The 24,373-nt window shown below is 36.2% G+C and carries 26 protein-coding genes; 22 read left to right on the forward strand and 4 right to left on the reverse strand.

Translation table 11 applies throughout. The features are described 5' to 3' along the window. Nucleotides 1-56 precede the first annotated feature (56 nt). The 14 genes from miaB to NSQ77_RS19785 all read left to right on the forward strand — a co-directional run bounded on the left by miaB (nucleotide 57) and on the right by NSQ77_RS19785 (nucleotide 16,384). Nucleotides 57-1,616: a tRNA (N6-isopentenyl adenosine(37)-C2)-methylthiotransferase MiaB gene (gene miaB / locus NSQ77_RS19720; RefSeq protein ID WP_339227785.1), complete on the forward strand. Its 1,560-nt coding sequence runs from the start codon at nucleotides 57-59 to the stop codon at nucleotides 1,614-1,616. A gap of 1 nt (nucleotide 1,617) precedes the next feature. Beyond that, nucleotides 1,618-2,046, forward strand: coding sequence for a YlbF family regulator (locus tag NSQ77_RS19725; protein ID WP_339227786.1), 429 nt, complete (start codon nucleotides 1,618-1,620; stop codon nucleotides 2,044-2,046). Between the two features lie 226 nt (nucleotides 2,047-2,272). Continuing rightward, complete coding sequence (gene cotE / locus NSQ77_RS19730) at nucleotides 2,273-2,839, forward strand: outer spore coat protein CotE (RefSeq protein WP_339227788.1); 567 nt, start codon at nucleotides 2,273-2,275, stop codon at nucleotides 2,837-2,839. 198 nt (nucleotides 2,840-3,037) lie between these two features. After that, nucleotides 3,038-5,620, forward strand: a complete 2,583-nt coding sequence (gene mutS, locus NSQ77_RS19735) for a DNA mismatch repair protein MutS (RefSeq protein ID WP_339227789.1) — start codon at nucleotides 3,038-3,040, stop codon at nucleotides 5,618-5,620. 15 nt (nucleotides 5,621-5,635) lie between these two features. Then, entirely contained in the window at nucleotides 5,636-7,504 is a 1,869-nt protein-coding gene (gene mutL, locus NSQ77_RS19740; RefSeq protein ID WP_339227790.1) for a DNA mismatch repair endonuclease MutL, read from the forward strand. A gap of 552 nt (nucleotides 7,505-8,056) precedes the next feature. Then, nucleotides 8,057-8,506: a DNA starvation/stationary phase protection protein gene (locus NSQ77_RS19745; RefSeq protein ID WP_339227791.1), complete on the forward strand. Its 450-nt coding sequence runs from the start codon at nucleotides 8,057-8,059 to the stop codon at nucleotides 8,504-8,506. 22 nt (nucleotides 8,507-8,528) lie between these two features. After that, on the forward strand, nucleotides 8,529-9,461 hold the full coding sequence (gene miaA / locus NSQ77_RS19750) for a tRNA (adenosine(37)-N6)-dimethylallyltransferase MiaA (RefSeq protein WP_339227792.1): 933 nt from the start codon (nucleotides 8,529-8,531) through the stop codon (nucleotides 9,459-9,461). 40 nt (nucleotides 9,462-9,501) lie between these two features. Continuing rightward, the gene (hfq, locus tag NSQ77_RS19755) at nucleotides 9,502-9,726 is read left to right on the forward strand and encodes an RNA chaperone Hfq (protein WP_095308785.1); all 225 of its coding nucleotides are present in this window, start codon (nucleotides 9,502-9,504) and stop codon (nucleotides 9,724-9,726) included. 161 nt (nucleotides 9,727-9,887) lie between these two features. Continuing rightward, a complete protein-coding gene (spoVK, locus tag NSQ77_RS19760; RefSeq protein WP_339227793.1) occupies nucleotides 9,888-10,802 on the forward strand; it encodes a stage V sporulation protein K in 915 nt (304 codons plus the stop codon). A 78-nt stretch (nucleotides 10,803-10,880) separates the two neighbouring features. Beyond that, complete coding sequence (gene hflX / locus NSQ77_RS19765; RefSeq protein WP_339227794.1) at nucleotides 10,881-12,113, forward strand: GTPase HflX; 1,233 nt, start codon at nucleotides 10,881-10,883, stop codon at nucleotides 12,111-12,113. Nucleotides 12,114-12,170: 57 nt separating this feature from the next. Beyond that, entirely contained in the window at nucleotides 12,171-13,415 is a 1,245-nt protein-coding gene (locus tag NSQ77_RS19770) for a methionine gamma-lyase family protein (RefSeq protein WP_339227795.1), read from the forward strand. A 140-nt stretch (nucleotides 13,416-13,555) separates the two neighbouring features. Then, complete coding sequence (locus NSQ77_RS19775; protein WP_339231104.1) at nucleotides 13,556-13,918, forward strand: MerR family transcriptional regulator; 363 nt, start codon at nucleotides 13,556-13,558, stop codon at nucleotides 13,916-13,918. 178 nt (nucleotides 13,919-14,096) lie between these two features. Continuing rightward, nucleotides 14,097-15,434, forward strand: a complete 1,338-nt coding sequence (glnA, locus tag NSQ77_RS19780) for a type I glutamate--ammonia ligase (RefSeq protein WP_339227796.1) — start codon at nucleotides 14,097-14,099, stop codon at nucleotides 15,432-15,434. Nucleotides 15,435-16,258: 824 nt separating this feature from the next. Next, nucleotides 16,259-16,384: a LysM peptidoglycan-binding domain-containing protein gene (locus NSQ77_RS19785; protein WP_339227797.1), complete on the forward strand. Its 126-nt coding sequence runs from the start codon at nucleotides 16,259-16,261 to the stop codon at nucleotides 16,382-16,384. Nucleotides 16,385-16,847: 463 nt separating this feature from the next. Here the strand turns inward: NSQ77_RS19785 and NSQ77_RS19790 are convergent, their stop codons facing one another. Beyond that, on the reverse strand, nucleotides 16,848-17,141 hold the full coding sequence (locus tag NSQ77_RS19790; RefSeq protein WP_339227798.1) for a hypothetical protein: 294 nt from the start codon (nucleotides 17,139-17,141) through the stop codon (nucleotides 16,848-16,850). A gap of 150 nt (nucleotides 17,142-17,291) precedes the next feature. Between NSQ77_RS19790 and NSQ77_RS19795 the strand changes: the two genes are divergently transcribed. From NSQ77_RS19795 to NSQ77_RS19805, 3 genes are all read left to right on the forward strand, one after another. Further along, the gene (locus tag NSQ77_RS19795) at nucleotides 17,292-17,855 is read left to right on the forward strand and encodes a transposase (RefSeq protein WP_339227799.1); all 564 of its coding nucleotides are present in this window, start codon (nucleotides 17,292-17,294) and stop codon (nucleotides 17,853-17,855) included. After that, a complete protein-coding gene (locus NSQ77_RS19800; protein ID WP_339227800.1) occupies nucleotides 17,819-18,106 on the forward strand; it encodes an IS3 family transposase in 288 nt (95 codons plus the stop codon). The genes NSQ77_RS19795 and NSQ77_RS19800 overlap by 37 nt, the downstream gene beginning before the upstream one ends. Before the next feature lie 214 nt (nucleotides 18,107-18,320). Further along, nucleotides 18,321-18,680: an IS3 family transposase gene (locus NSQ77_RS19805; RefSeq protein ID WP_339227801.1), complete on the forward strand. Its 360-nt coding sequence runs from the start codon at nucleotides 18,321-18,323 to the stop codon at nucleotides 18,678-18,680. 361 nt (nucleotides 18,681-19,041) lie between these two features. On the opposite strand, the gene NSQ77_RS19810 is transcribed toward NSQ77_RS19805, so the two are convergent. Next, complete coding sequence (locus tag NSQ77_RS19810) at nucleotides 19,042-19,185, reverse strand: hypothetical protein (protein WP_339227802.1); 144 nt, start codon at nucleotides 19,183-19,185, stop codon at nucleotides 19,042-19,044. Between the two features lie 256 nt (nucleotides 19,186-19,441). Then, a complete protein-coding gene (locus tag NSQ77_RS19815; protein WP_339227803.1) occupies nucleotides 19,442-19,858 on the reverse strand; it encodes a DUF1259 domain-containing protein in 417 nt (138 codons plus the stop codon). Between the two features lie 178 nt (nucleotides 19,859-20,036). Between NSQ77_RS19815 and NSQ77_RS19820 the strand changes: the two genes are divergently transcribed. From NSQ77_RS19820 to NSQ77_RS19830, 3 genes are all read left to right on the forward strand, one after another. Then, nucleotides 20,037-20,183 (forward strand): hypothetical protein, encoded by a 147-nt coding sequence (locus tag NSQ77_RS19820; RefSeq protein WP_339227804.1) that lies wholly within the window; start codon nucleotides 20,037-20,039, stop codon nucleotides 20,181-20,183. Between the two features lie 152 nt (nucleotides 20,184-20,335). Further along, nucleotides 20,336-20,689 carry a VOC family protein gene (locus NSQ77_RS19825; RefSeq protein WP_339227805.1) on the forward strand — a complete coding sequence of 118 codons (354 nt, stop codon included), beginning with the start codon at nucleotides 20,336-20,338 and terminating at the stop codon, nucleotides 20,687-20,689. A gap of 262 nt (nucleotides 20,690-20,951) precedes the next feature. Further along, the gene (locus NSQ77_RS19830) at nucleotides 20,952-21,413 is read left to right on the forward strand and encodes a hypothetical protein (RefSeq protein WP_339227806.1); all 462 of its coding nucleotides are present in this window, start codon (nucleotides 20,952-20,954) and stop codon (nucleotides 21,411-21,413) included. Between the two features lie 910 nt (nucleotides 21,414-22,323). On the opposite strand, the gene lexA is transcribed toward NSQ77_RS19830, so the two are convergent. After that, nucleotides 22,324-22,947 (reverse strand): transcriptional repressor LexA, encoded by a 624-nt coding sequence (gene lexA, locus NSQ77_RS19835; protein ID WP_339227807.1) that lies wholly within the window; start codon nucleotides 22,945-22,947, stop codon nucleotides 22,324-22,326. Between the two features lie 281 nt (nucleotides 22,948-23,228). Here lexA and NSQ77_RS19840 point away from each other — a divergent pair, with 281 nt between their 5' ends. Next, the gene (locus NSQ77_RS19840) at nucleotides 23,229-23,867 is read left to right on the forward strand and encodes a recombinase family protein (protein WP_339227808.1); all 639 of its coding nucleotides are present in this window, start codon (nucleotides 23,229-23,231) and stop codon (nucleotides 23,865-23,867) included. Nucleotides 23,868-23,963: 96 nt separating this feature from the next. After that, nucleotides 23,964-24,197, forward strand: coding sequence for a DUF896 domain-containing protein (locus tag NSQ77_RS19845; protein WP_339227809.1), 234 nt, complete (start codon nucleotides 23,964-23,966; stop codon nucleotides 24,195-24,197). Nucleotides 24,198-24,373 lie beyond the last annotated feature (176 nt).

Consider the following 24,373-nt stretch of genomic DNA (forward strand, 5'->3'; position numbering starts at 1 on the left):
ACTTTACTATTGTATACCTATACATAATGTGAAATTGACCTGAAAGGAGTTTCTTGATGAACGAAGAACAACGTAAACAACAAGCTCAAATTAATCAAGTAGATACTAACATAGAACGGATTAAAAATACGTCAAGTGATGAAATGATCTCAAAATATTTCCAGACAAGTTATGAACCACAATCTCCTGATATTAAGAAGGCGAGAAAGCGTCGGAATGAAGAGGTACAAATTCATTATGATTTTGCTATTCCAGAAGATGTAGCCGATATTGGAAAAGGGAAGAAATTTTTAATTCGTACCTATGGCTGCCAAATGAATGAACACGATACGGAAGTAATGGCTGGTATTTTAACTGAAATGGGCTATGAGGCTACCGCAGACACGAATGAAGCTGACATTATTTTGTTAAATACGTGTGCAATTCGTGAAAACGCAGAGAATAAAGTATTTGGTGAAATCGGGCATTTAAAACCGCTGAAATTAGAAAAACCTGACCTGATTATAGGAGTCTGCGGGTGTATGTCTCAAGAAGAATCTGTAGTAAATCGAATTTTAAAGAAACACCAGCATATTGATCTTATTTTCGGAACTCATAATATCCACCGTCTGCCACAGCTAGTGAAAGAGGCGCTGTTTGGAAAAGAAATGATTGTAGAAGTATGGTCCAAAGAAGGGGATGTTATTGAAAACCTTCCAAAGGTACGTAATGGTAAGATTAAAGCATGGGTAAACATTATGTATGGCTGTGATAAATTCTGTACTTACTGTATTGTTCCGATGACACGCGGCAAAGAAAGAAGTCGTCGTCCGCAGGATATCATTCAAGAGGTGCGCCATTTAGTTGCACAAGGCTATCAGGAAGTAACATTGCTAGGTCAAAATGTAAACGCGTATGGAAAAGATTTCGAGGATATTGAATACGGTCTTGGTGACCTAATGAATGACATTCACAAAATTGATATCCCAAGGGTGCGCTTTACAACTTCTCACCCTAGAGACTTTGATGACCGCTTAATCGAAGTGTTAGCACAAGGCGGTAACTTATTGGATCACATTCACCTTCCTGTACAATCTGGAAGCAGTGAAATTCTTAAAAAAATGAATCGTAAATATACGAGAGAAGAATATCTTGAATTAGTCCGCAAAATTCGTAAAGCAATTCCGAATGTAACACTAACAACGGATATTATTGTTGGTTTCCCTAATGAAACAGAAGAGCAATTTGAAGAGACAATGACATTGATGGAGGAAGTAGGCTTTGAAGCAGCCTATACCTATATTTATTCACCACGGGAAGGTACTCCAGCAGCAAGGAAGAAAGACGATGTTCCTGAAGGGGTTAAAAAACAACGTCTCTATCGTTTGAATGAGCTCGTTAATAAACAGTCTGCTGAGTCGATGAAACAGTATAAAGGGAAAACGGTTAAAGTGCTTGTAGAAGGCGAGAGTAAGAAAGATCCAGATGTTCTTGCAGGATATACAGAGAAAAATAAGCTTGTAAACTTTAAAGGACCAAGATCATCCATTGGTAAAATTGTTGAAGTTAACATTACAGAAGCAAAAACATGGTCATTAGATGGCGTAATGGTTGAAAACACAGTTGAGGTGAATTAAAATGGCTGAATATAATCGCAAGGAAGTACTAGATGAGGCAAAAAAGCTAGCATCAATGCTGGCCAATACTGAAGAAATTGATCGTTTCAAGCAGGTGGAAGCAAAGCTTAATGGAAATCAAAAGGTTCAAAAGCTAATTCAAAAAATCAAAACCTTGCAGAAACAGGCTGTTAATTTTCAAGCATATGAAAAAAGAGAAGCATTAAAACGAATTGAAGCTGAGATTGATCGCCTTCAAGAAGAGATTGACAGCATACCAGTTGTACAGGAATTTAAAGAAACGCAAATTGTTGTTAACGATGTTTTACAGCTCGTTTCAAAAACAATTGCACGTGAAGTGACGAATAACGTTATAGAATCCACCGGTGGGGATGTCCTTGCAGGCGAAACAGGATCTAAAATAAAAGATAACTCCGGTTGCAGCTATTAATTAAAAAACCAGGCAAAATTTTATGCCTGGTTTTTATATGGGATTAGATTGTAAAGTTCACAAAGTATACGGAAATGGAATAGACTAATGAAACAATCCAGAACGTAAAAAAATAATAAATAAAGCACTTAAAGCCCTACTAATCCTGCTTTTCATGAAATGCTATGCACTTTAGGTATTTGTCTTGCATAAAATGACTATGAAAAAAGAGGAGGTAAGAGTAATCATGACTTTTCTTGATAAAGAATATAGAGAAATCATAACAAAAGCAGTCTGTGGAAAAGGAAGAAAGTTCACGCAGGATAACCATTCTATTTCTCCATCGCATAGCCCTTCAAGCATTCTAGGCTGCTGGGTTATCAATCATTTATATAATGCGAAGAAAAAATCGGAGGACACGGTAGAAATTAACGGAAGCTACGATATAAATGTTTGGTATTCTTACAATGACAACACGAAAACGGAAGTGGTTACCGAAAGAGTGACGTATAGTGATATCATCCCACTGTCTATTAAAGATGAGAAATCAATCAATGACGAATATGATGTGATTGCTAAAGTCATTCAACAGCCAAATTGTTTGGAATGCAAGATCGCTAGTAAAGGAAATAAAGTCACAGTTGAAGTTGAGCGTGAATTTATTGTCCAAATTATTGGCGATACAAAAGTATATGTAAAGGTAAATCCAAATTGGGATAAGTTGGATGACGATGATGATGAAGCATGGGAATTCGAAATGACGGAAGATGAAGCGAAGGATGTTAAGCCAGATTTTTTCCATAAGAAGGATTAAAAAATTGCGAGGGATAATACTCTCGCTTTTTTTGTTGTTTTATTATAGGATGTGATACATTACAGTTTTATAAGGATAAAAATAATGTAATCGATTAACGACGTTAGATGAACAGTTATAAATTTTTCATTTCAACTATCGTGCTTAATTTATGCTATAATTGCAGAAGAATATTTTTGGGCAGTTGGAGGATTTACGATGGCTAAGGTTACACCGATGATGGAACAATACTTGAAAATAAAAGCAGAGTATAAAGATGCATTCCTATTTTACCGGTTGGGTGATTTTTATGAGATGTTTTATGAGGATGCAATATCTGCTGCTAGAGAGCTTGAAATAACACTTACAAAACGAGGTGGCGGAAAAAGCGAAGCAGAGATTCCGATGTGTGGGGTTCCCCATCATTCCGCTGAAAATTATATAAAAACACTAATTGAAAAAGGCTATAAAGTGGCTATTTGCGAACAAGTAGAAGATCCAAAAACCGCAAAGGGTGTAGTGAAAAGAGAGGTTGTACAACTCATTACACCAGGTACGGTAATGGAAAGCAACATGCTAAAAGAAGGAGAAAACAATTATATTGCCAGTCTATCCCACTTTAAGGATGGATCGTTTGTAATTGCCTATAATGATTTATCAACAGGGGAAAATCACCTTGCTTTAATAACAGGTGGATGGGATTCGGTTATCCATGAACTGTATAACCAGCCGATTCGAGAGATTGTTATTTCTTCAAATTTACCGGAAGAAATGCAGAACCAGTTGAAGGAAAGATTAAATGTTACGCTTTCCTATCAAAATGAAGTAACATTTAGTGCGGAATATCGCAATCTAAGTGAGAACCTAAATGATGAACGTTTAATGAAAGCATTTAGTCGTCTTTTGAATTATATCCAAAATACACAAAAAAGATCTCTTGACCATCTTCAGCCTGCAGAAGTTATTAAATTAAAGGACCATCTGTCTCTTGATATGTATTCCAAACGAAATTTGGAATTAACGGAAACAATTATGAAAAAAGGCAAACAAGGAAGCCTGCTTTGGGTATTAGATAAAACTGCAACCGCAATGGGATCACGAATGCTAAAAAAATGGCTGGAGCGGCCGTTGCTTGATCGTAATAAAATCGAAGCACGGCTTGAAGCGGTTGAGGGATTTTATCGAGGGTTTATGGAGCGTGATACATTGCGCGAGGTCTTAAAGTCTGTTTATGACCTTGAACGTTTAGCTGGAAGAATTGCATTCGGCAACGTAAATGCTAAAGATTTAATTCAATTAAAAGTGTCACTGCAAAAGATTCCAGAGTTAAAAAATACATTAGAGCAATTTCAAGTAAAGGAGCTTAGCAAACTTGCAGAACAGCTTGTCTACCCAGAGTATCTTGTCAAATTATTAGATGCTAGTCTTGTAGATAATCCGCCAATATCCATTAAAGAAGGATCGATTATTAAGCATGGCTATAATGAAACATTAGATTCTTACCGTGATGCATCTAAAAACGGGAAAACCTGGATTGCGGAACTTGAACAAAAGGAAAGAGAAGAAACCAATATTAAATCTCTAAAAATAGGCTATAATCGTGTATTTGGTTATTATATCGAGGTGACAAAGGCCAATATTCCTCTATTGCCTGAAGGAAGATATGAACGAAAACAAACATTAACAAATGCAGAACGGTACATCACTCCTGAACTGAAGGAAAAAGAGGTTCTTATTCTGGAAGCAGAGGAAAAAAGTGTAGATCTTGAATATACGTTGTTTATTGAAATTAGAGAGAAAATAAAAGCACATATTCCTGAGCTTCAACAGCTCGCAGATGTTGTAAGTAAAATTGATGTTCTACAAGCGTTTGCAACAGTTAGTGAAGAAAATAACTATAAGCGTCCAACATTTGGAAATAAAAGTTTAATGATTAAAAGTGGAAGACATCCAGTTGTGGAGCAGGTCATGAAGGAAGGCTCGTTTGTACCGAACGATATTACATTGGATGAGGATAAGCATATATTGTTAATTACTGGACCTAATATGTCTGGTAAAAGCACATATATGCGACAGCTGGCATTAACTGCTATTATGGGGCAGATCGGTTGTTTCGTGCCTTGCGAAGAAGCAGATTTAATCATATTTGATCAAATATTTACACGGATAGGTGCAGCAGATGATTTGGTTTCAGGACAAAGCACATTCATGGTTGAGATGCTTGAAGCGAATCATGCCATTGCCAATGCAACAGAACGAAGTCTTATCCTATTGGATGAAATCGGACGTGGCACGAGTACATATGATGGGATGGCTCTAGCACAAGCGATTGTCGAATATATCCATAATAATATTCATGCCAAAACATTATTTTCAACCCATTATCATGAACTGACGGAACTGGAAAATTCATTATCGAATCTTAAAAATATTCATGTTCGTGCAGAAGAAAATGAAGGAAAAGTTGTATTTCTTCATCAGATTAAAGAAGGTGCAGCAGATCAAAGCTATGGTATCCATGTTGCGAAGCTTGCAGAGCTGCCAGATGCTTTGATCGAGAGGGCTACTGTTATTTTAGAGCAGTTGGAAAAAAGTGATGTTAATCCAACACCGAATACAGAAAAAATAGAAGCTGGTCAATTAAGCTTCTTTGTTGAGGAGAAGACACCTGTGAATAAGGAAAGACAGCCTGTTAAGCAGCATACGGTTGCAACAGAATTAAAAGACTTGAATTTATTTGAAATGACACCAATGGAAGCAATGAATGAATTGTACAGACTGCAAAAAATGGTGAAGCAATAAGAAAGGATTGTTTGCATGACGATTATACAAATGTCTGAGAACCTCGCGAATAAAATCGCTGCAGGAGAGGTTGTTGAACGGCCGGCTTCTGTCGTCAAAGAGCTCGTCGAAAATAGCATTGATGCAAACAGTACATGGATTAGAATTGATATCGTGGAAGCTGGCTTACAGCAGATTAAAATTAGGGATAATGGTGACGGGATGTCCGAAGAAGACTCAACAAAAGCGTTCCTCCGGCATGCTACAAGTAAAATAAGAAACGAGACGGATTTATTTCATGTGAAAACTTTGGGATTTCGTGGAGAAGCTTTAGCAAGTATAGCATCTGTCAGCAGACTAACCATTAAAACCTCACAAGGTGATGCTGCAAGTACATTTTTGTCACTAGAGGGTGGCAAGTTACTGGAAAAGAAAAAATCAGATGCTCGCAAGGGAACTGAAATTACAGTGGAGGACCTTTTCTTCAACACGCCGGCTAGACTGAAATATATGAAGAGCTTGCATACGGAATTAGGCCATATAACAGACCTGCTGAATCGATTAGCACTTTCTCATCCAGAAATACGATTTGAGGCTACTCATAATGGAAAAGGCTTATTCAGAACAGCTGGAACCGGCGATGTTCTGCAAGTAATTTCGCAAATTTATGGAATGAATATTGCTAAGAAGATGCTTCGAATTAAGCATGAGACACTCGATTTTTCAATAGAGGGCTATATTGCAAAGCCTGAAGTAACAAGAGCTTCTAGGGCCTATGTTTCTACAATAATTAATGGACGCTATATACGAAGCGCAGCATTGAACCAAGCGGTTATTCGTGCCTATCACACGCTTCTGCCAATAGGGCGGTCACCTATTGTTGTTTTATCAATTAAAATGGATCCAATACTTGTTGATGTGAATGTTCATCCAACGAAGCTAGAGGTGCGATTTAGTAAAGACAGGGAACTCTTTACAGCGATAGAAGAAACGATTAAGCAAAAGTTTCGGGAAATCACGTTAATTCCAGAAATGGAAAGAAAAGTGAAGCCGAAAGAGCACTCGATTCAGCATGTAATAAATTTTGATAAACCTATAGTCGATAAAGAGTCTGAAAGTCGTGGCTGGCAGTCAAAAGAACAGGAAATAACTTTTAATCCGACAGTCCAGGAGATTAGAGATCCGGAAACTCTTTCTTCAGAAAACGTGGAAAAATATACAACAAGCGAAAAAGAAGCTGAACAGAGTAGCTCTCCTATTCCAGAAATAAAGGAATTACAACAGGAAGTAGATGAAGTACAACCAGGAGAAGAGGCCAAACAACGTGTACCCACTATGTATCCAATTGGACAGCTGCAAGGCACTTACATTTTGGCACAAAATGAAAACGGGCTATATATGATTGATCAGCATGCTGCACAGGAAAGAATCAAATATGAATTCTTTAAAGGGAAATTAGGTAAGCCCATCAATGAATCTCAGGAACTGCTCATACCAATGACCTTTGAATTCTCAAAACCAGAAACAATATTTATTGAACAACATAAAGAGAGCTTTGAAAAAGTAGGTTTATTTTTCGAAGCTTTTGGGAATCAAACCTATGTAATCCGCTCACATCCGAATTGGTTTCCGAAAGGATTTGAGGAAGAGATTATACGTGAGATGGTCGAGCAAATTATGAATGAAGAGAAATTAAATATTGAATCGATTCGTGAGGAAGCAGCAATTTTAATGTCCTGCAAACGTTCCATCAAGGCAAACCATTATCTAAAGCAAGAAGAAATGTTTCGACTCCTGGAAGATTTGCGGACAACAACCGATCCATTCACATGTCCACACGGCAGACCAATCATCGTTCACTTTTCAACGTATGAATTGGAAAAAATGTTCAAGCGAGTTATGTAACTAACCCAAATTTAGTTCGCCGTATTTGAAAGAAACTTCGGATTGTGCAATTACGGGTTGTGCGTATGCCCGCTCCGGAAACACACTTTTGCTTTGCTACCTTCCACAGCAGCAACATAAACAAAGTTTTCATTCTAACCAGTCGGGGTGAGCGTAGGGCGGTGACTCCTTGAAAATAGGATCTAAATGCTGACGAAGCATTCCTTGTCCTGTGGGAATAGCACGTGTCTGAAGACTCGCAGGAAGTGGTTTTCGGCTGAGGCCGTGCCCACGGAAAGCATCTGCCCGAAGCAATCCCGGACGGCGGGACTTACTCATACCTTAGCAGTTAGTTAGAAGTCTATATATTGTTCATATGAAAAAAGTGAAGTCCAACATACTTGGATATTAGCATAGTTTGGTAAGTAAATTGAGTCAATATATTATGGTTTTCGAATTAATATTCCATACTGCTATATCCGTACAGGATTATATTTAAAATGTATAATTTGCCCACTCCTTGACAAAGCTAATACTATGCATCAATGCAAATACAATTTAGGTGTGGGTAAATTGGATAATCAAAAGCTAGTGAATTTTTTAAATCAATTACTGTCAAACTACTTTGTTATGTATGTTAAATTACATCGCTACCATTGGTTTGTTCAAGGGAGACATTTTTTTCAGCTGCATGAAAAGATGGAGGAATTGTACACTCGATTTGCGGCAGATATGGATGAAATCGCGGAACGGATTTTAATGATTGAGGGAAAGCCGCTTGCTACAATGAGCAAGTATTTAAAAGAATCAACATTGGAGGAAGCGAATGCAGATGATAAAGAGAAGGAGATCATTCAACAATTAATTCATGATTTCACTCAAATCATATCCGAAATTAAACAAGCAGGAATCCCGCTTGCTGAGGATTCAAATGATGAACCAACATCAGATTTGTTAATAACACTACAAGGACAGCTAGAGAAAGAAGTATGGATGTTAAAGGCATATACAGCCTATGAATAAAAATGTAATGTAGGGGAATACTATGAAAAAAAATGTAGTTGCAATTATGGGACCGACCGCTGTTGGTAAAACGAAATTGAGTATTGAGCTTGCTAAGCGATTTAATGGTGAAATTATCAGCGGAGACTCCATGCAAGTATATAAAGGGCTAGATATAGGTACAGCGAAAATTAAGCAGGAGGAAATGCAAAGTATTCCGCATTTCATGCTTGATATAAGAGAACCGGATGAGGAATTCTCTGCAGCTGATTTTAAGGAGCTGGTGCAGCAATACATAACAGATATTACAGCACGTGGAAAACTGCCAATTATTGTTGGCGGCAGTGGATTGTATATACAAGCAGCACTTTATGACTATAATTTTTCCGAACGCAAGAGGAACCCGATACTCTCGAAAAAGCTGGAGGAAAGAGCACAAACAGAAGGAATTATGTCACTATATCAGCAGCTGGAGCGAATCGATTCAGAGCAAGCAAAAAAAATTCATCCAAATAATCATCGTCGTGTCATTCGAGCAATAGAAATCTATGAAACAACTGGAATGACAATGAGCGATTATGAAAAAAATCAAGTAATGGAGTCTCCATATAATCCCATATTACTTGGATTAGAAATGTCAAGAACGTTACTGTATGAACGAATAAACAAGCGGGTAGACCAGATGATTGAAGAAGGTTTGCTTACAGAAGTAAAAAAGCTATACGATAAAGGATATGCTGATTGTCAATCGATGAAAGCGATTGGCTATAAAGAATGGATCAGCTATTTTAAAGGCGAACAAAGCTTGGACGAAACCATAGAATTATTAAAACGAAATTCCAGAAGATATGCCAAAAGACAATATACCTGGTTTAAAAATAAAATGAATATCTCTTGGTATTCTGTAACACCCTCTACAATCGATAAAGATTTTTCATTAATTTTCAAGGAATTAGCAGGAATTTTGAAAAAATGATAGAATTAATACATACAGATAGAAAAGAGGAGGAAGTTTGATGGCTCAATCAGTCAATATTCAGGATCAATACTTAAATCAATTGAGAAAAAATCATATCTCAGTGACTGTAATCTTAACAAATGGCTTTCAATTAAGGGGTATAGTTAAAGCATTTGACAATTTTACAGTTTTAGTTGAAACGGATGGTAAACAGCAGCTTATTTTTAAACATGCTATCTCAACCTTTGCTCCAGTTAAAAATGTAACATTGGATAAAGAATAGCTATTCAAACGGACGCTAATTGCAGCGTCCGTTTTCCTGATTATATGGTTGAAATAATATTCAAACATCTGCAAATGCATTTCGAATTCCTCATCATGGGCTATTGTCACGCAAATCTCCCTGTTTGCGTATAATGGGATTGAATAAGGGGTGATTTCACAGTGACACAGATGCAGGGATATAAAAATGGAAAAATCAATATAGTTTTGCAGGATCGAAAAGATACTGAACTTAACTCAAAACCACTATCTATTGAAAATAGTCCGTTCAGCAAAGTGGATACAGCTTTTTCTTCCTTTGTAGGAATGAATAATTTGAAACAGACAGTTAAAGAAATTTATGCAACCATCTTAATGAATGAAAAACGAAAAGAAATGGGACTAAAAAGTTCAAGGCAAGTATTGCATATGCTTTTCAAAGGAAACCCTGGGACAGGTAAAACGACGGTAGCTAGAAAACTGGCTAAAATGTATTATGAAATGAATATTCTTTCAAAAGGACATTTTATAGAAGCTGAAAGAGCGGACTTGGTTGGGGAGTATATTGGTCAAACCGCACAAAAAACCCGGGCAATCATTCAAAAAGCAATGGGGGGCGTATTGTTCATTGATGAAGCTTACTCCTTGGCACGGGGCGGTGAAAAGGATTTTGGCAAAGAAGCAATTGACACATTAGTAAAGCATATGGAGGACAATCATGATGATTTTGTACTTATTTTAGCTGGTTATCCCTATGAGATGGACCGCTTTTTGACGTTTAACCCTGGTTTAGAATCGAGATTTCCTTTTATCCTTGAGTTTGCAAATTATGAAGTCAATCAATTAATGGAGATCGCAAAACAAATGGCTTCCATCAGAGAATACAAACTTACAATGGAAGCAGAAAGAGAACTGCGAAATCATCTTTATAAAAAGCTCTATGAAAAGAATAGGAACTTTTCTAATGCAAGGTATGTCAGAAATGTAATTGAGCGGGCCATTCGATTACAAGCAGTGCGGGTTTTAGAGCAAGGTACGTATACAACAAAAGATTTGATTCAGCTTACTGGAAATGATCTGCAGTTAGAGACAGATTAATGAATAGTGATTTTATCTCAGTTACGTTCTTTGATATGATGGGATTAAAAAGCAGGAGACAAAAGAAAGAGGTTACAAATGTCTAAAGAAAAAATACTAATTATTGCAGTCAAACAAAAGACACAAAATGATGATCAATTTCAATCCACATTAGAAGAATTAATCTCACTTAGTAAAACTGCAGGCGGAACGGTAGAAAAGGTAATGACACAAAATAGAAACCGTATCCATCCTGCTACATATATAGGCGAGGGAAAAGTGCATGAAATGCTTGCAGTAATGGAAGAAACAGAAATTGATCTCGTCCTGTCGAATGATGAACTTTCGGCAGGACAATTAAGAAATTTAACGGATCTTCTTGGAGTAAGAATTATTGATCGCAGCCAGCTTATTCTTGATATATTTGCAATGCGGGCAAGGACCAAGGAAGGTAAACTGCAGGTTGAGCTTGCTCAGCTAGAATATATGCTGCCAAGATTACACGGTCAAGGTGTTGCCATGTCAAGGCTTGGAGGCGGAATTGGTACAAGAGGTCCAGGGGAAACAAAACTGGAAACGGACCGCAGGCATATCAATAAGCGAATTGATGATATTAAGCGAAGATTGAAGCTCGTTGTTAATCAAAGAACCCAGTACCGCAAAAGAAGAAAAAATAACGCGATTCTCCAAATTGCAATCGTAGGGTATACAAACGCAGGAAAATCAACGTTATTTAACCGATTAACGATGAGTAATTCACTTGAAGAGGATCTTCTTTTCGCAACATTAGACCCTTTGACGAGAAAAGTGCGTTTGCCATCAGGATTCGAACTGCTTATGACAGATACGGTTGGGTTTCTTCAGGAACTTCCAACGGCATTAATCGCATCTTTTCGGTCAACTTTAGAAGAAGTAGTTGAGTCAGATTTTTTGTTGCATGTGGTAGATGCATCCCATCCGAACCGAGTGGAGCAGCAGGATACTGTAAATCACTTGCTTGAAGAACTTGGTGCAGAACACTTACCAATGCTGACACTGTATAATAAAAAAGACATGGTGAGCGGGGATTTTATACCGGATAATCATCCATACCTTTTTATAAGTGCTTATAATCAAAATGATAATGAGCAAGTGCTGCAAAAAGTAGAAGATATGCTTAAAGAACAATGGCAGCACTATTCGGTAGAATTAAAACCCGATCAAGGGAGCTTAATTAATAAACTGATCCAAGAAACAATTATTACACGCAAACTATTTGAAGAAGAGAAAAATAGCTATCTTATTCAAGGATATATAAGAAAAGATCATGCATTAAATCATTACCTGCAATAATCAAAAGCAAACTTGCTTTTGATGAACAACGAACAGCTGGAAGAGGAGAAACAAAATATGATAGAAAAATGGATAACACAAGCGGAAAATGAGTGCAGCGAACGCTTTAAAGAAATTAATAAGACTGTAGAAATAAATCAAAAAAAAGTGCTCGATGCTTTTATTCAAAATCGAATTAGCGATAGTCATTTTAATTCAACAAGTGGCTATGGGTATGATGATTTAGGACGAGAAGGTTTAGAAGCAGTCTATGCAAATGTTTTTGGCGGCGAAGATGCACTGGTTCGCCCGCAAATCGTCTCTGGAACACATGCGATTTCAACAGCTTTATTTGGATTATTGCGTCCAAATGATGAATTAGTTTATATAACTGGAAAACCATACGATACATTAGAAGAAGTGATTGGTAAGCGAGGAAATAATGCGGGTTCATTAATAGAATTCCATATTAATTATAATGAAGTTTCCCTAACAGAAAATGGTTCAATCGATTATGTAAAAGTAAAAGAATCAATTAACGAAAAAACAAAGGTTATCGGAATACAACGGTCAAAGGGGTATGATGAAAGGCCATCTTTTACAGTGGACGAAATTGGTGACATGGTTCGCTTTATAAAAGAAATCAATGAGAACATAATTATTTTTGTTGATAATTGCTATGGTGAATTTGTGGAAGATAAAGAACCGCTTCAGGTAGGGGCGGACATCATGGCTGGTTCATTAATAAAAAATCCGGGCGGCGGGATCGTGCGAGCTGGAGGGTATATTGTTGGACGAGCTGATTTAATTCATCAATGTGCGAATCGATTAACAGCTCCTGGTCTTGGTAAAGAAACTGGTGCAACGATGAATATGCTTCAGGAAATGTACCAAGGTTTCTTCCTTGCTCCGCATATCGTTGGGGAAGCGTTAAAGGGAGCGGTGTTAACCGCGCGTTTTTTGGACCTAGCAGGATTTCAAACATCACCAGGCTATGAAGATAAACGAACAGATTTAATTCAGTCAGTTACATTCAAAGATGCAAGTCAAATGATAGCCTTTTGTCAAGCAATCCAGCAACATTCACCAGTAAATTCCTTTGTTACGCCATATCCCAGTGAAATGCCTGGATATGAGGATCAAGTCATTATGGCGGCTGGTACATTTATACAAGGTGCGAGCATTGAGTTGTCAGCGGATGGACCGATTCGAGAGCCGTTTACAGCATTTGTTCAAGGTGGACTAACCTATTCTCACGTGAAAATTGCCTTAAAAGAATCTGTAAAAGTATTACACCAAAAAGGTTTTTTATCTGCAGAATAGGGAAGAAAAGAGTGTGAAAGGTTGTTTTTAAGCTTTTGTTAGGTTTCCTCACATTTGTTTGACATGGTATCTTACATAATTTATACTGGTTTCATAAAAGCTTAGGGGGTTATCTTGTGAATGATCAAGATCGTCGTTCGATGCCCTTGTTCTCAATTGGAATTGTTATGAAACTAACGGAACTAACAGCGAGACAAATCAGATATTATGAAGAGAATCGTTTAATCGCTCCAGAACGAACCTCTGGTAATCAGCGTTTGTTTTCCTTCAATGATGTTGATAAACTTTTAGAAATTAAAAATCTTCTTGATAGAGGATTGAATTTAGCAGGGATAAAACTTTTGCTTGATGGAGAGGTAATCGTAGAAGATAGGATTGAGAAGAAATCGGATATATCTGATAAAGAACTTCGAAAAATATTAAAAAATGAATTAAATGAAGTTGGCAGACTAGGAAGAACAAGTTTACGACAAGGCGAGCTTTCAAGATTTTTTCGCAGTTAAGTTTATATAACAATTTACCCAACTGTATAGATGCAGCTAAGCCATTCATCAAGAAGCATACATTTCATTCCAATGTATAAGCTTCACTGGAACAGGTGCTAAGTATGTATGGGAAGCATTTTGCAAAAGCTTCCCAAATGCATACTTACAATATATTTTTTTAGGAGGAGATATGATAATGGGAGAAAGGTTTACGAAGGAATCCATCAAAAAGCAAATCAAAGAGGAAAATGTTAAGTTTATTCGTTTGCAATTTACGGATATGCTTGGAACAATCAAAAACGTGGAAATTCCATTAAGTCAACTAGATAAAGCTTTAGATAATAAGATGATGTTTGATGGCTCTTCAATTGAAGGATTTGTACGGATTGAAGAATCGGATATGCGATTACATCCGGATCTAGACACGTTTGTAGTTTTCCCGTGGACATCAGAAAAAGGAAAAGTTGCACGTTTTATCTGTGATATTTATAACCCGGATGGCACACCATTTTCTGGATGCCCTAGATACAATCTGAAACGTAATTTAAAGAAAATGGAAGAGCTGGGATTCACTGCGTTTAATATTGGGACTGAACCTGAATTCTTTTTATTCAAACTGGATGAAAATGGTGACCCTACACTTGAATTAAATGACCATGGTGGATATTTTGATTTAGCACCTACAGACTTGGGGGAAAACTGTCGCAGAGATATTGTTCTCGAACTGGAAGAAATGGGCTTTGAAATTGAAGCTTCACACCACGAGGTTGCTCCAGGACAGCATGAAATTGATTTTAAATACTCTGATGCCATCAAACATGCTGACGATATTCAAACCTTTAAATTGGTTGTTAAAACCATTGCAAGAAAGCATAACCTGCATGCTACATTTATGCCAAAACCACTTTTCGGGGTAAATGGTTCAGGAATGCATGTGAATATGTCCTTATTCTCTGGTAAAGAGAATTCGTTCTTCGATAAAAATGGTGATATGGAATTAAGTGGCACAGCATTTCATTTCCTTGCTGGCATCTTAGAGCATGCTACGAATTTTACTGCCATTACCAATCCAACTGTAAATTCATATAAACGATTAGTGCCTGGCTACGAAGCACCTTGTTATGTTGCTTGGTCTGGTTCAAACCGAAGTCCATTAATTCGAATCCCGACATCTAGAGGTTTAAGCACTCGTATTGAAGTTCGAAGTGTTGATCCATCTGCAAATCCATATATGGCGCTTTCTGTATTGTTGGCAGCCGGATTAAATGGTATTAAGAATGAAATGGAGCCGCCAGTATCGATTGACCGTAATATTTATGTTATGGATAAAGCTGAGCGCGAAGCAAATGGAATCAAAGATTTGCCTGCGACATTAATGGATGCTTTGAGTGAATTAAAGAAAGATGATGTACTTGTAGAGGCGCTAGGTGAGCATTTATTTGAACATTTTATTGAAGCGAAGGAAATCGAATGGGATATGTTTAGAACAACTGTTCACCCTTGGGAAAGAGAGCAGTATTTAACAAATTATTAAGCGTGTTTATTTGGTGAGTGCGGTTAAATATTTAATGAAGCTCAATGCTTGATGTTTGGCATGTACCCACGAAATAATCACCCAATAAATGATTGAAACGAATTGAAAATTCTTGGGGTTTACGCTTGGGGCACGGATCATAAATAGAAAACGTAAAACACCTGTGCTCCAGATATGCCCCAAATTTTTTCATTTTAGTATTTTATTCATGTATTCATCGTATTGGATATTGAATTATAAATTTTAAAAGCACAGATTTTATCAATCAAGGAAAGTAATAATACTAATCTCTTTACAGTTATATTTTATACCGCAATGCTCGCTTATCTATTTCAATTATCCATAACAGTTCTACCTAAATAACCTTTCTTGTCTATGGCATTTACTGTTCTTTTAATTTGTCTTGGAGAATACGGATATTATTTAGATAAAGGAAAAATACTAAATACTGCTAAGCTAGATTCATTAATTATAAGCTTAATAGATATCTTAGTGGATCAAAAAAAGGCATCTTAACAGGTGTCTTTTTTTATGCAGAAAAATATAGTTAGGGGGTCGAGCATGCCAGACAATAAGGAAGAGTGGAAATGGAAAAGTTCATGACGATCCTTATGGAAGTTAAGGTTTCGCTTGCTGATCACAATGGCAAATTAGATAGCTTGTTGGATATGAAAGAATGAAACGTAAGAGATTGCTAAAGGTGCTGAAAATCGATCTAAGGAAAATGAGAAGGATATTGATAGCATGAAAATGAATATCGATTCTAAGTCCAGCAAAGATGATGTGTTTTAATTTTCAGTTGTGTAGGAGCTGTATACCACACAGTGAAATCTGGGGAGACGTTGTGGGGTATTGCACAGCAGTATAATACTACTGTTAATACTATCAAGTGCCTTAATGGATTGACTGGCGACGTAATTAAGCCGGGACAAAGGCTAAGAGTTAAGTAAAAATGCCCTCACATACATAAGGGCGCTTAAGGGAAAAGGGAGGCTTTAAAGCCTTCGCATTAAGTATTATTTACTGTTAAATTCAATTTATACTATCTTTTAATATTAATGTTTACCTATTTTTTTCTAGCTGTACAGAAAAACAGGCCTCCACTTAACAGGCCTCCACTTAATTGTGGGGGTATATCTTTCAATGGATAACACTTTATAAGTCATACCCTCAAATTAAATTATCTCTTTGAATCTTTTTTTTATTACTTTTCTTACGAGTTTTATCACAATCAATTTGTTAAGTCTTTTATGAACTTGCCAATAAACATTTTCATTGCATTTCATTTGTTCAATTGATCTAAGTTACGTTTCAAGTAAATTAATCTATTATTCTCTCTCTAACAGCAATTAGTAATTTTTTTAAATATAAAAATGTGTTTTCTACTATTAACTTTGTCCACCCCTTTAATTCTTAGTTGCATAATTTATAATGAAGGAGGTAGAAGTTATGAGCTGTTTTGATCCATGTAAAAAGAAGCATGTCTGTTTCGATCCATGTAAAAAGAAGTATGTCTGTTTCGATCCATGTAAAGAGAAGCATGACTTTTTTAATCCATGTAAAGAGAAGCATGACTTTTTTAATCCATGTAAAAAGAAGCATGACTTTTTTAATCCATGTAAAAAGAAGCATGACTTTTTTGATCCATGTAAAGAGAAGCATGATTTTTTCGATCCATGTAAAGAGAAGCATGATGATTGGTGTCATTGCCACCACCACTTTAATAATTGTAAGAAGAAATTCTGTCATTGTTGTAACAGATATTACTAATAAGAACTTTTATAAAAAAATAAGCCTCCACTTAAGGTACCGCCCCCCGAAAGTTAGAGTAGAAATCTAATTTTCGGGGGTGTTTTTATGGTCAAATATAATGAAGAATTTAAAATAAAGCTTGTCACCGAGTATTTGTATGGTCATCTTGGATATAAATCGTTGGCGAAAAAATATAATATGCCCAGTAGTACCCCATTAAAAAATTGGGTGAGGTCTTATAAAGTACAGGGCATGGAAGGGTTAAAACGAAGAAAGACGAAGAAGGAGTATTCTGTTCAATTTAAATTAGATGCTGTACAATTTATGTTGGAGACAGGTGCTTCTTATCAAGAAACTGCTGTTCAATTTCATTTGAACAACCCTTCCTTAATTGTGCGCTGGTTGAAAGCATGTCGCGAACAAGGAATAGAAGGCCTGAAAACAAAACCAAAGGGGCGACCTTCTATGTCTAAGAAAACCAGTAAGCAAAAGGAAAAAGAAGAAAAGAAGTTAACACGTGAAGAAGAATTAGAACGTGAGAATGAATTATTGCGACTAGAAAATGCGTACCTAAAAAAGTTGAGAGCTTTTCGGGAGGATCCGAATGCCTTCCACGAAAAGCACAAGCAAAGGTGGCATTCGAACTCAAAGAAGAAGGATTTCGATTAAAAGATATTCTCTATGTCATAGGTATTCCTGAAGCAACCTACCACTACCATGTAAAGAGTTTTGGCAGAGAAGATACGGATACAGAATTAAAAGAACTCATTACACGCCTATTTAAAAAGTTTCATGAACGCTATGGCTATAAACGTATCACGAAAGAATTAAAGAAATTAGGACATCAAATTAATCATAAAAAGGTGTATCGTATTATGCGAGAATTGGGATTGAAATGTATTTATGCGGAAATCCCGTAAATACAATTCCTACAAAGGGAAGGTTGGAAAAGTAGTTAAAAACCGATTATCTCGCCGCTTTTACACACCTATTCCTCTTCAAAAACTAGTAACGGACATTACAGAATTCAAATGTCTTGGTGAAGTGAAGTTATATTTAAATCCGATTCTTGATCTTTATAATTGAGAAATTATTGCGTATGAAATCAAGAAACGTCCAACATTAGATCTTGTCATGGAACCTTTACAAGAGGCAATAGAGATAATAAAGAATCGTGCAACCTATCGTACCACCATTCATTCCAATCAGGGAAGGCATTACCAGCACAACCAATGGGTGAGGACATTAAAAGAAAATAAATTATTCCAAAGCATGTCACGTAAAGCAACCTGCGCAGACAACGCTTCTATGGTGAATTTCTTTGGCATTTTAAAACAAGAAATGTATTATGGGGGAGAATTAGTAAGCTATGAAGAATTAAAAAGACGAATTGAAGAGTATATCTACTGGTACAACCAAGAACGTTCAAAAGGAAAATTGGCTGGAATGAGTCCAGTCGAATACCGAACTCAATCCAGCCAATCAGCTGCATAATAAAACTCTAACTTTTAGGGGTAACCACCTAATTGTGGGGGCTGTTTTTATTCTGAATTGAAATCTTCATTTATTGAGTAAGATAAAATATCTTCTTCTTTATTCCAATCAAGGAGCACTTCAACAGATTCTCCTCTGCTACTAGTTACCAAAAAGCTTGGATAACCATGTTCACCGTTCACCTGCATTTTTCACTTGTTCGTTTAATTTATCGGTAACACCCTCATGTAATAATAAATTAAGACTTTCTATTACTTGGTCACGAGTTAAGTTTTTCATTGATTATCTCCTACTTTTTGTTTATAGGATATTCAAAATGATAAGTTTTTATTCGCACGCCTAGCCCTAAATAATTGTGGGTTTATTTAAATAGTTTATTAATCATCTTGTTAGCAGATTCGCTCTTTACTTTCTTGTTGATTTCTTGCTTTAATTTGTCCTTTTTTTGTGCATCCATATCTTTCCATGCCTTAGCACCTTTTTTAGCAATAGATTTAAAATCCATATTGTACTCACCTCAAAAATATTATACCTTAAAATATGGCAAAATAATAAAAAGATTATTAAATTCCTATATATCAAGGTTTTCTAATACATTCCATCGTCTATCTTTACAATCAAACGGTCCTGCTTTATCACCTGTATAATATCGCTCCATAACCTCGCCAGTCATTTGCTTTATTTTTAGCGAATCAAGTATCTAGGCTAGGGTTGACAGAAAAAAGCCATTGTGTTCATTATATGTCACAATGGCTCAATTTTTAAAATAGACCAGCTTCTTTTGCGGCTGCAAAACTTTTCTTTGCAAAATCGAATGGATTCATACCAACATTCTCCCAATGCAAGTACATTAACCTAGGTTCTTCAAACAACCAGTGGTTATGAAATGCTGTTACGATAATTCCCCTTCTTTGCAATGCATGAATCATAGGATTCACTTCCTTTTGAAGAATAACAGTTTCTCCTAAATTTAAACCATTATCTTCAAAGGATAACATGAAAGGAAGGGCTAGTGGAGAACGCGTGCGACGACCTAAGATAGATGCTCTAATATCGTCACGAAGCCGCATCACTACACAAACAGGTTCCGATTGTATTACTTCACCACCGATAATATCTGCAAGTCTTTGACAAGTTGATCTCGGTTTGTTTTCATTATCCTTGACTCTTCTATACACTTAAACACCACCATCTTTTTTTCCTTCTCATTAAATAGTGTATTCGTAGAGGTTAGATAGGTATGGACAGCTCATCTAAAACAAATACCCTTTTTTGTTATAACTGCATTAGCCCACAATTATTAATTGACGGTATATGTAGTGATTTTGTTAGACGGTGGTAGGGGGGAAGATAATATTGATTTTTGAAATGGCGATTCAATTCCGTGTAAAAGATATTAAGGAGGGTCAAAAATGGTATCAATCCTTTACAGACCCTTGGGGAAATCATTTGGGTTTCTTCGAATATTTGGATAAAACAAAGGAAGATGAAGTACACTCTTAGTTAATATGAAATAATTAAATTATCATTTTGTTAGCTGCTGCTTTAATAAAACAATGAGATCGTCACAATGGCGTTCATTTTATGCTAAAGAAGCAGGATTTTATATTAAATATATGGAAATATTTAATAGACTCATTTAAAGGGGTGTTTTTATGTATAATCCAATTTTAAAACAAATCGGAACAGTATTTATCCCAGTAAGCAACATAGAGAAGGCGAGAGATTGGTACTGCGATATTTTAGGACTAAAGACAGATGGAGAAATTCAGTTTGGTCATCTTTACGTTATACCTATGGAAGGCACAGGGATTGTGTTAGACAGCAAGATTTATTCAGAGGATAAAGTATTTAAAACCCCAGCATTCCACTTCAATACAAAAAACATTGAAGAAGCATTTGATTTTATGAGTAATAAAGACGTTGATTTAATTACACAAATCGAACATAATCATTATTTTAATTTCAAAGATCCTGATGGAAATATTTTAATGATATGCAAATGTTAATATTAAGCTAACCGGTGCATTGATACAATAAGGAGACCGTTCATATGGCGGTCCTTTCAATTAACTGACAGGATAGCTAAAATGTTCGGTCTGATCATCTTTTCGGCAATCGGGCTAGATTACTGGAATTAATTGAATATTCCCAATTCGGAAGCTTCGGATTCCTTTATAGAAAATTCCTATTATGACTATTATTAATATTTATTTCACTTGACGTTTATCCGTTGTTAAAATGGAACAAACTAATAAAAGAGGTGTTAAGATGAAAAAATTAAACTTATTGTTGCTGTCCGTATTCTTAATCACTGCCGTGGTAGTATCCGCCTGTGCATCGGGCAACGATAGCGAATCATCAAACGAAGAAAATGAACAGAAATCAGAACAAGCTCCTAAAAATGGAGAGGAAAACAGTTCAGACTCTTTGAATAAAGGGATTGAAAAGGTATTGACTTCCCTTCAGGAATTGAAGAATACCGCTGAAACCTCGCCGGATGACACCGATAATATCAATAGTAAAGGAAAATCCCTTTCAGAAAACTGGGAGCCCATTGAAGAGAAGGTAGAAGAACAAAATCCAGATGCTTATGAAAATATTGAAGAGAGCCTGTATCCGCTCATCGGCGAGGCACAGAAAGAAAAGCCGGATACCAATAAGGTGACAAAGCTGATTGAAGAAACAACTGAAAAGCTCAATCAATTCAAGGGCAAGCTCTCTTCATCGTAATCAGCTATCAACCATGTCGATGAAATGCCACTTACAAGGTATACAAGCTGCTGCCTGGAACAGGACATTTACGCTGAGAGATGGTATTAAAGAATATAATGTGAAACACAGACACTCTTAAACAATAGGGCGCGATTGTTTAATAAAAGTCTATTTTTTTATCTTCAACTCTATGGTGCTTTTGTTAAAGAGCACCATAGTATTTTGATTAACTCCATTTAGGGGTTATTTTTTATGTAAACAAAAACCGCAATAAGTGCGGTTAATAAATTATGCTATGATTGCGTTGTCGCTTTGTTTTAGTACGGCTTTCTTATTATGATGGTTTATGTTAGATGGTGTACTATATAAATAGGAAGAAACACGTTTAAAATGACAGACATCAAAGCTAAGACAGTCAAAAATATTATTCCCCAATTCACGCCCCAGTGATGCCCCAAAACTATTAATATCAGATGTTCTAATTTACGAAGTGGAAAATACTAAAATTCAATGTAATCGAGAACTTGAAAGAGTATGAAATAGAATTATTTTATAGTATAGAATTAGAACAACTGTTCACCCTTGGGAAAGAGAGCAGTATTTAACGAATTATGAAGCGTGTTTATTTGGTGAGTGCGGTTAAATATTTAATGAAGCTCAATGCTTGATGTTTGGCTTGTACCCACGAAATAATCACCAAACTAACAAATGGACACAGCGTCTGTTTTTATAATCTAATCGTTTATTAGGCGAATTATAGGGGTGAACGGTACTTTTTCTATTTTTATAGAACTATTCTGCGTGCTGCTTACAGCAAGTGCGTGCTGTTCATAAAAAAATAGCCCAACACTTTTGTGTTAGGGCTAGACTATTATGCATATGCATGGGATTCGCACCTTTTAGCTGTTGTTGAAGAAAGGTCAATAAATTAATGGATGTTCCGGTACAGGCCTATTACTTTTCCTAAAATTGTAACATTTTGATAAATTAAAGGCTCCATTGTTGCATTTTCTGGCTGCAGACGAATATGACCTTTTTCTTTAAAAAAGCGTTTCACGGTTGCTTCATTATCTTCGGTCATTGCCACAACAATATCACTATTATCTGCCGTGTTTTGCTGCTTTACAATAACCATATCACCATCAAGAATACCGGCCTCTATCATACTTTCTCCATCAATTTCCAGGATAAATAAATTATCATCAGGGCTTGCGGTTGTACTCGGAAGTGGAATGAATTCCTCAATGTTTTCAACGGCAGTAATCGGGATTCCAGCAGTAACCTTACCAATCACTGGTGCATAGCGAACCTCTTCTTTTGGAATATGACTCTCTTCTGATAGATCCATAATTTCAATCGCCCTTGGTTTCGTAGGGTCCCGGCGAATATATCCTTTCGATTCAATTCTTTCGAGATGTCCGTGTACAGTAGAACTGGAGGCAAGACCAACAGCAGCTGCTATTTCCCGTACAGATGGTGGATATCCTTTTTTACTAACTTCATCTTTTATAAAATCAAGAATCATTTGTTGCCTTTTTGAAAGTTTTGTCATCTCTTTTTCACCTCTTACATAGGATTTATTAATGATAGTTTACCATTTTACGTATACATAAGCAAACGTTCGTTCTAAAAATATGTTGACAGGACCATATGTTCGGTAGTATACTTTCGTTAACCGAACAATAGTTCTTAAAAAGGGGGCTATAAATGATGTTTGAAAAAATTTCAAAAACGGATGCTTTTTATTTAGTAGCTTTTGCATTAACATTAGGGTTCTTATACTTTTCTATCATTATTAGCGGGTAAAATATTGCAATAAAGGAGTACGACGCATTGAATGCACTGATATACTGCCGTGTCAGCACAGATAAAAAGACACAAGAGACATCTTTAGCCAGGCAGAAGCAAGAGCTTTACAAGCTTGCAGATAAACATAATTTTACGGTTGCTGATTGTATTGAGGAACAAGAGAGCGGCTATGAAATTGAACGAGAAGGTATATTTAAAATGCTTGATTGTTTTGCTGCAAACAAAGCCAATTGTTTATTAATTCAAGATGAGACAAGACTTGGCAGAGGGAATACGAAGATTGCTCTATTTCATCAGCTAAATAAAATGCAGATCCCTATCTATACTGTGATGCACGATGGGGAATTGGAATTAACAGAGTCAGATTCAATGGTTTTGCAGATTGTAGGAATTGTAGAGGAATATCAGCGCAAAATTCATAATATGAAGATTAAACGCGGGATGAATAAAGCGATTCGGGAAGGGTATAACCCGAGTAAAAACCTTTCTAATTCAAATCATGCGCCAGGCAGAGATCGTATATCTTTTCCTATTGAAGAAGTTGTCCGCCTGCGTCAAAATAACCTCACTTTTGACGAAATTGCAAAAACATTAAATGGCTTGGGATATAACGTTTCAAAAGCAACGGTTCATCGCAGGTATCAGGAATTTCGAAATACTTGAATATCTGAAGCGTGTAGAGTACGATGTAAAGACAGGAATAGGTATGTTATTCTTGTCTTTGTTTTTTGTTATACTATACAGTGGGAGGTCCGTTCTATGCTAACGAAAGAAAAACTAGAACGTATTAATATATTAGCAAAAAAAGCTAAAGAAGAAGGGTTATCGGAAAAGGAAAAAAAAGAACAAAAGCAATTAAGAGAAGAATATTTGAATAATGTACGGAGTTCTTTTAAAAACCAATTTAAAACAATGACAGTAATTGACCCTGCTGGAAATGATGTTACACCACAAAAAGTACGAGATTTACAAAAAAGAAATAAAATGCATTAATTGTTAATGCACCCTATCGTAAAGAACAGTTTGATCAATTAGATAAGTGATCATCTGTTCTTTGTTTGTATGACTGTTTATTTACTTATTTATAATCTATTTTGTTTGGACAGCAAACAAAATAGAGGGAATTACTTGTTACAAAACCGGTTTCATTATAGAATGAAGTAGAATAC

Origin of the sequence: Oceanobacillus sp. FSL K6-2867 (assembly GCF_037963145.1) — a bacterium.
In the GTDB taxonomy this organism is placed as follows: domain Bacteria; phylum Bacillota; class Bacilli; order Bacillales; family Amphibacillaceae; genus Oceanobacillus.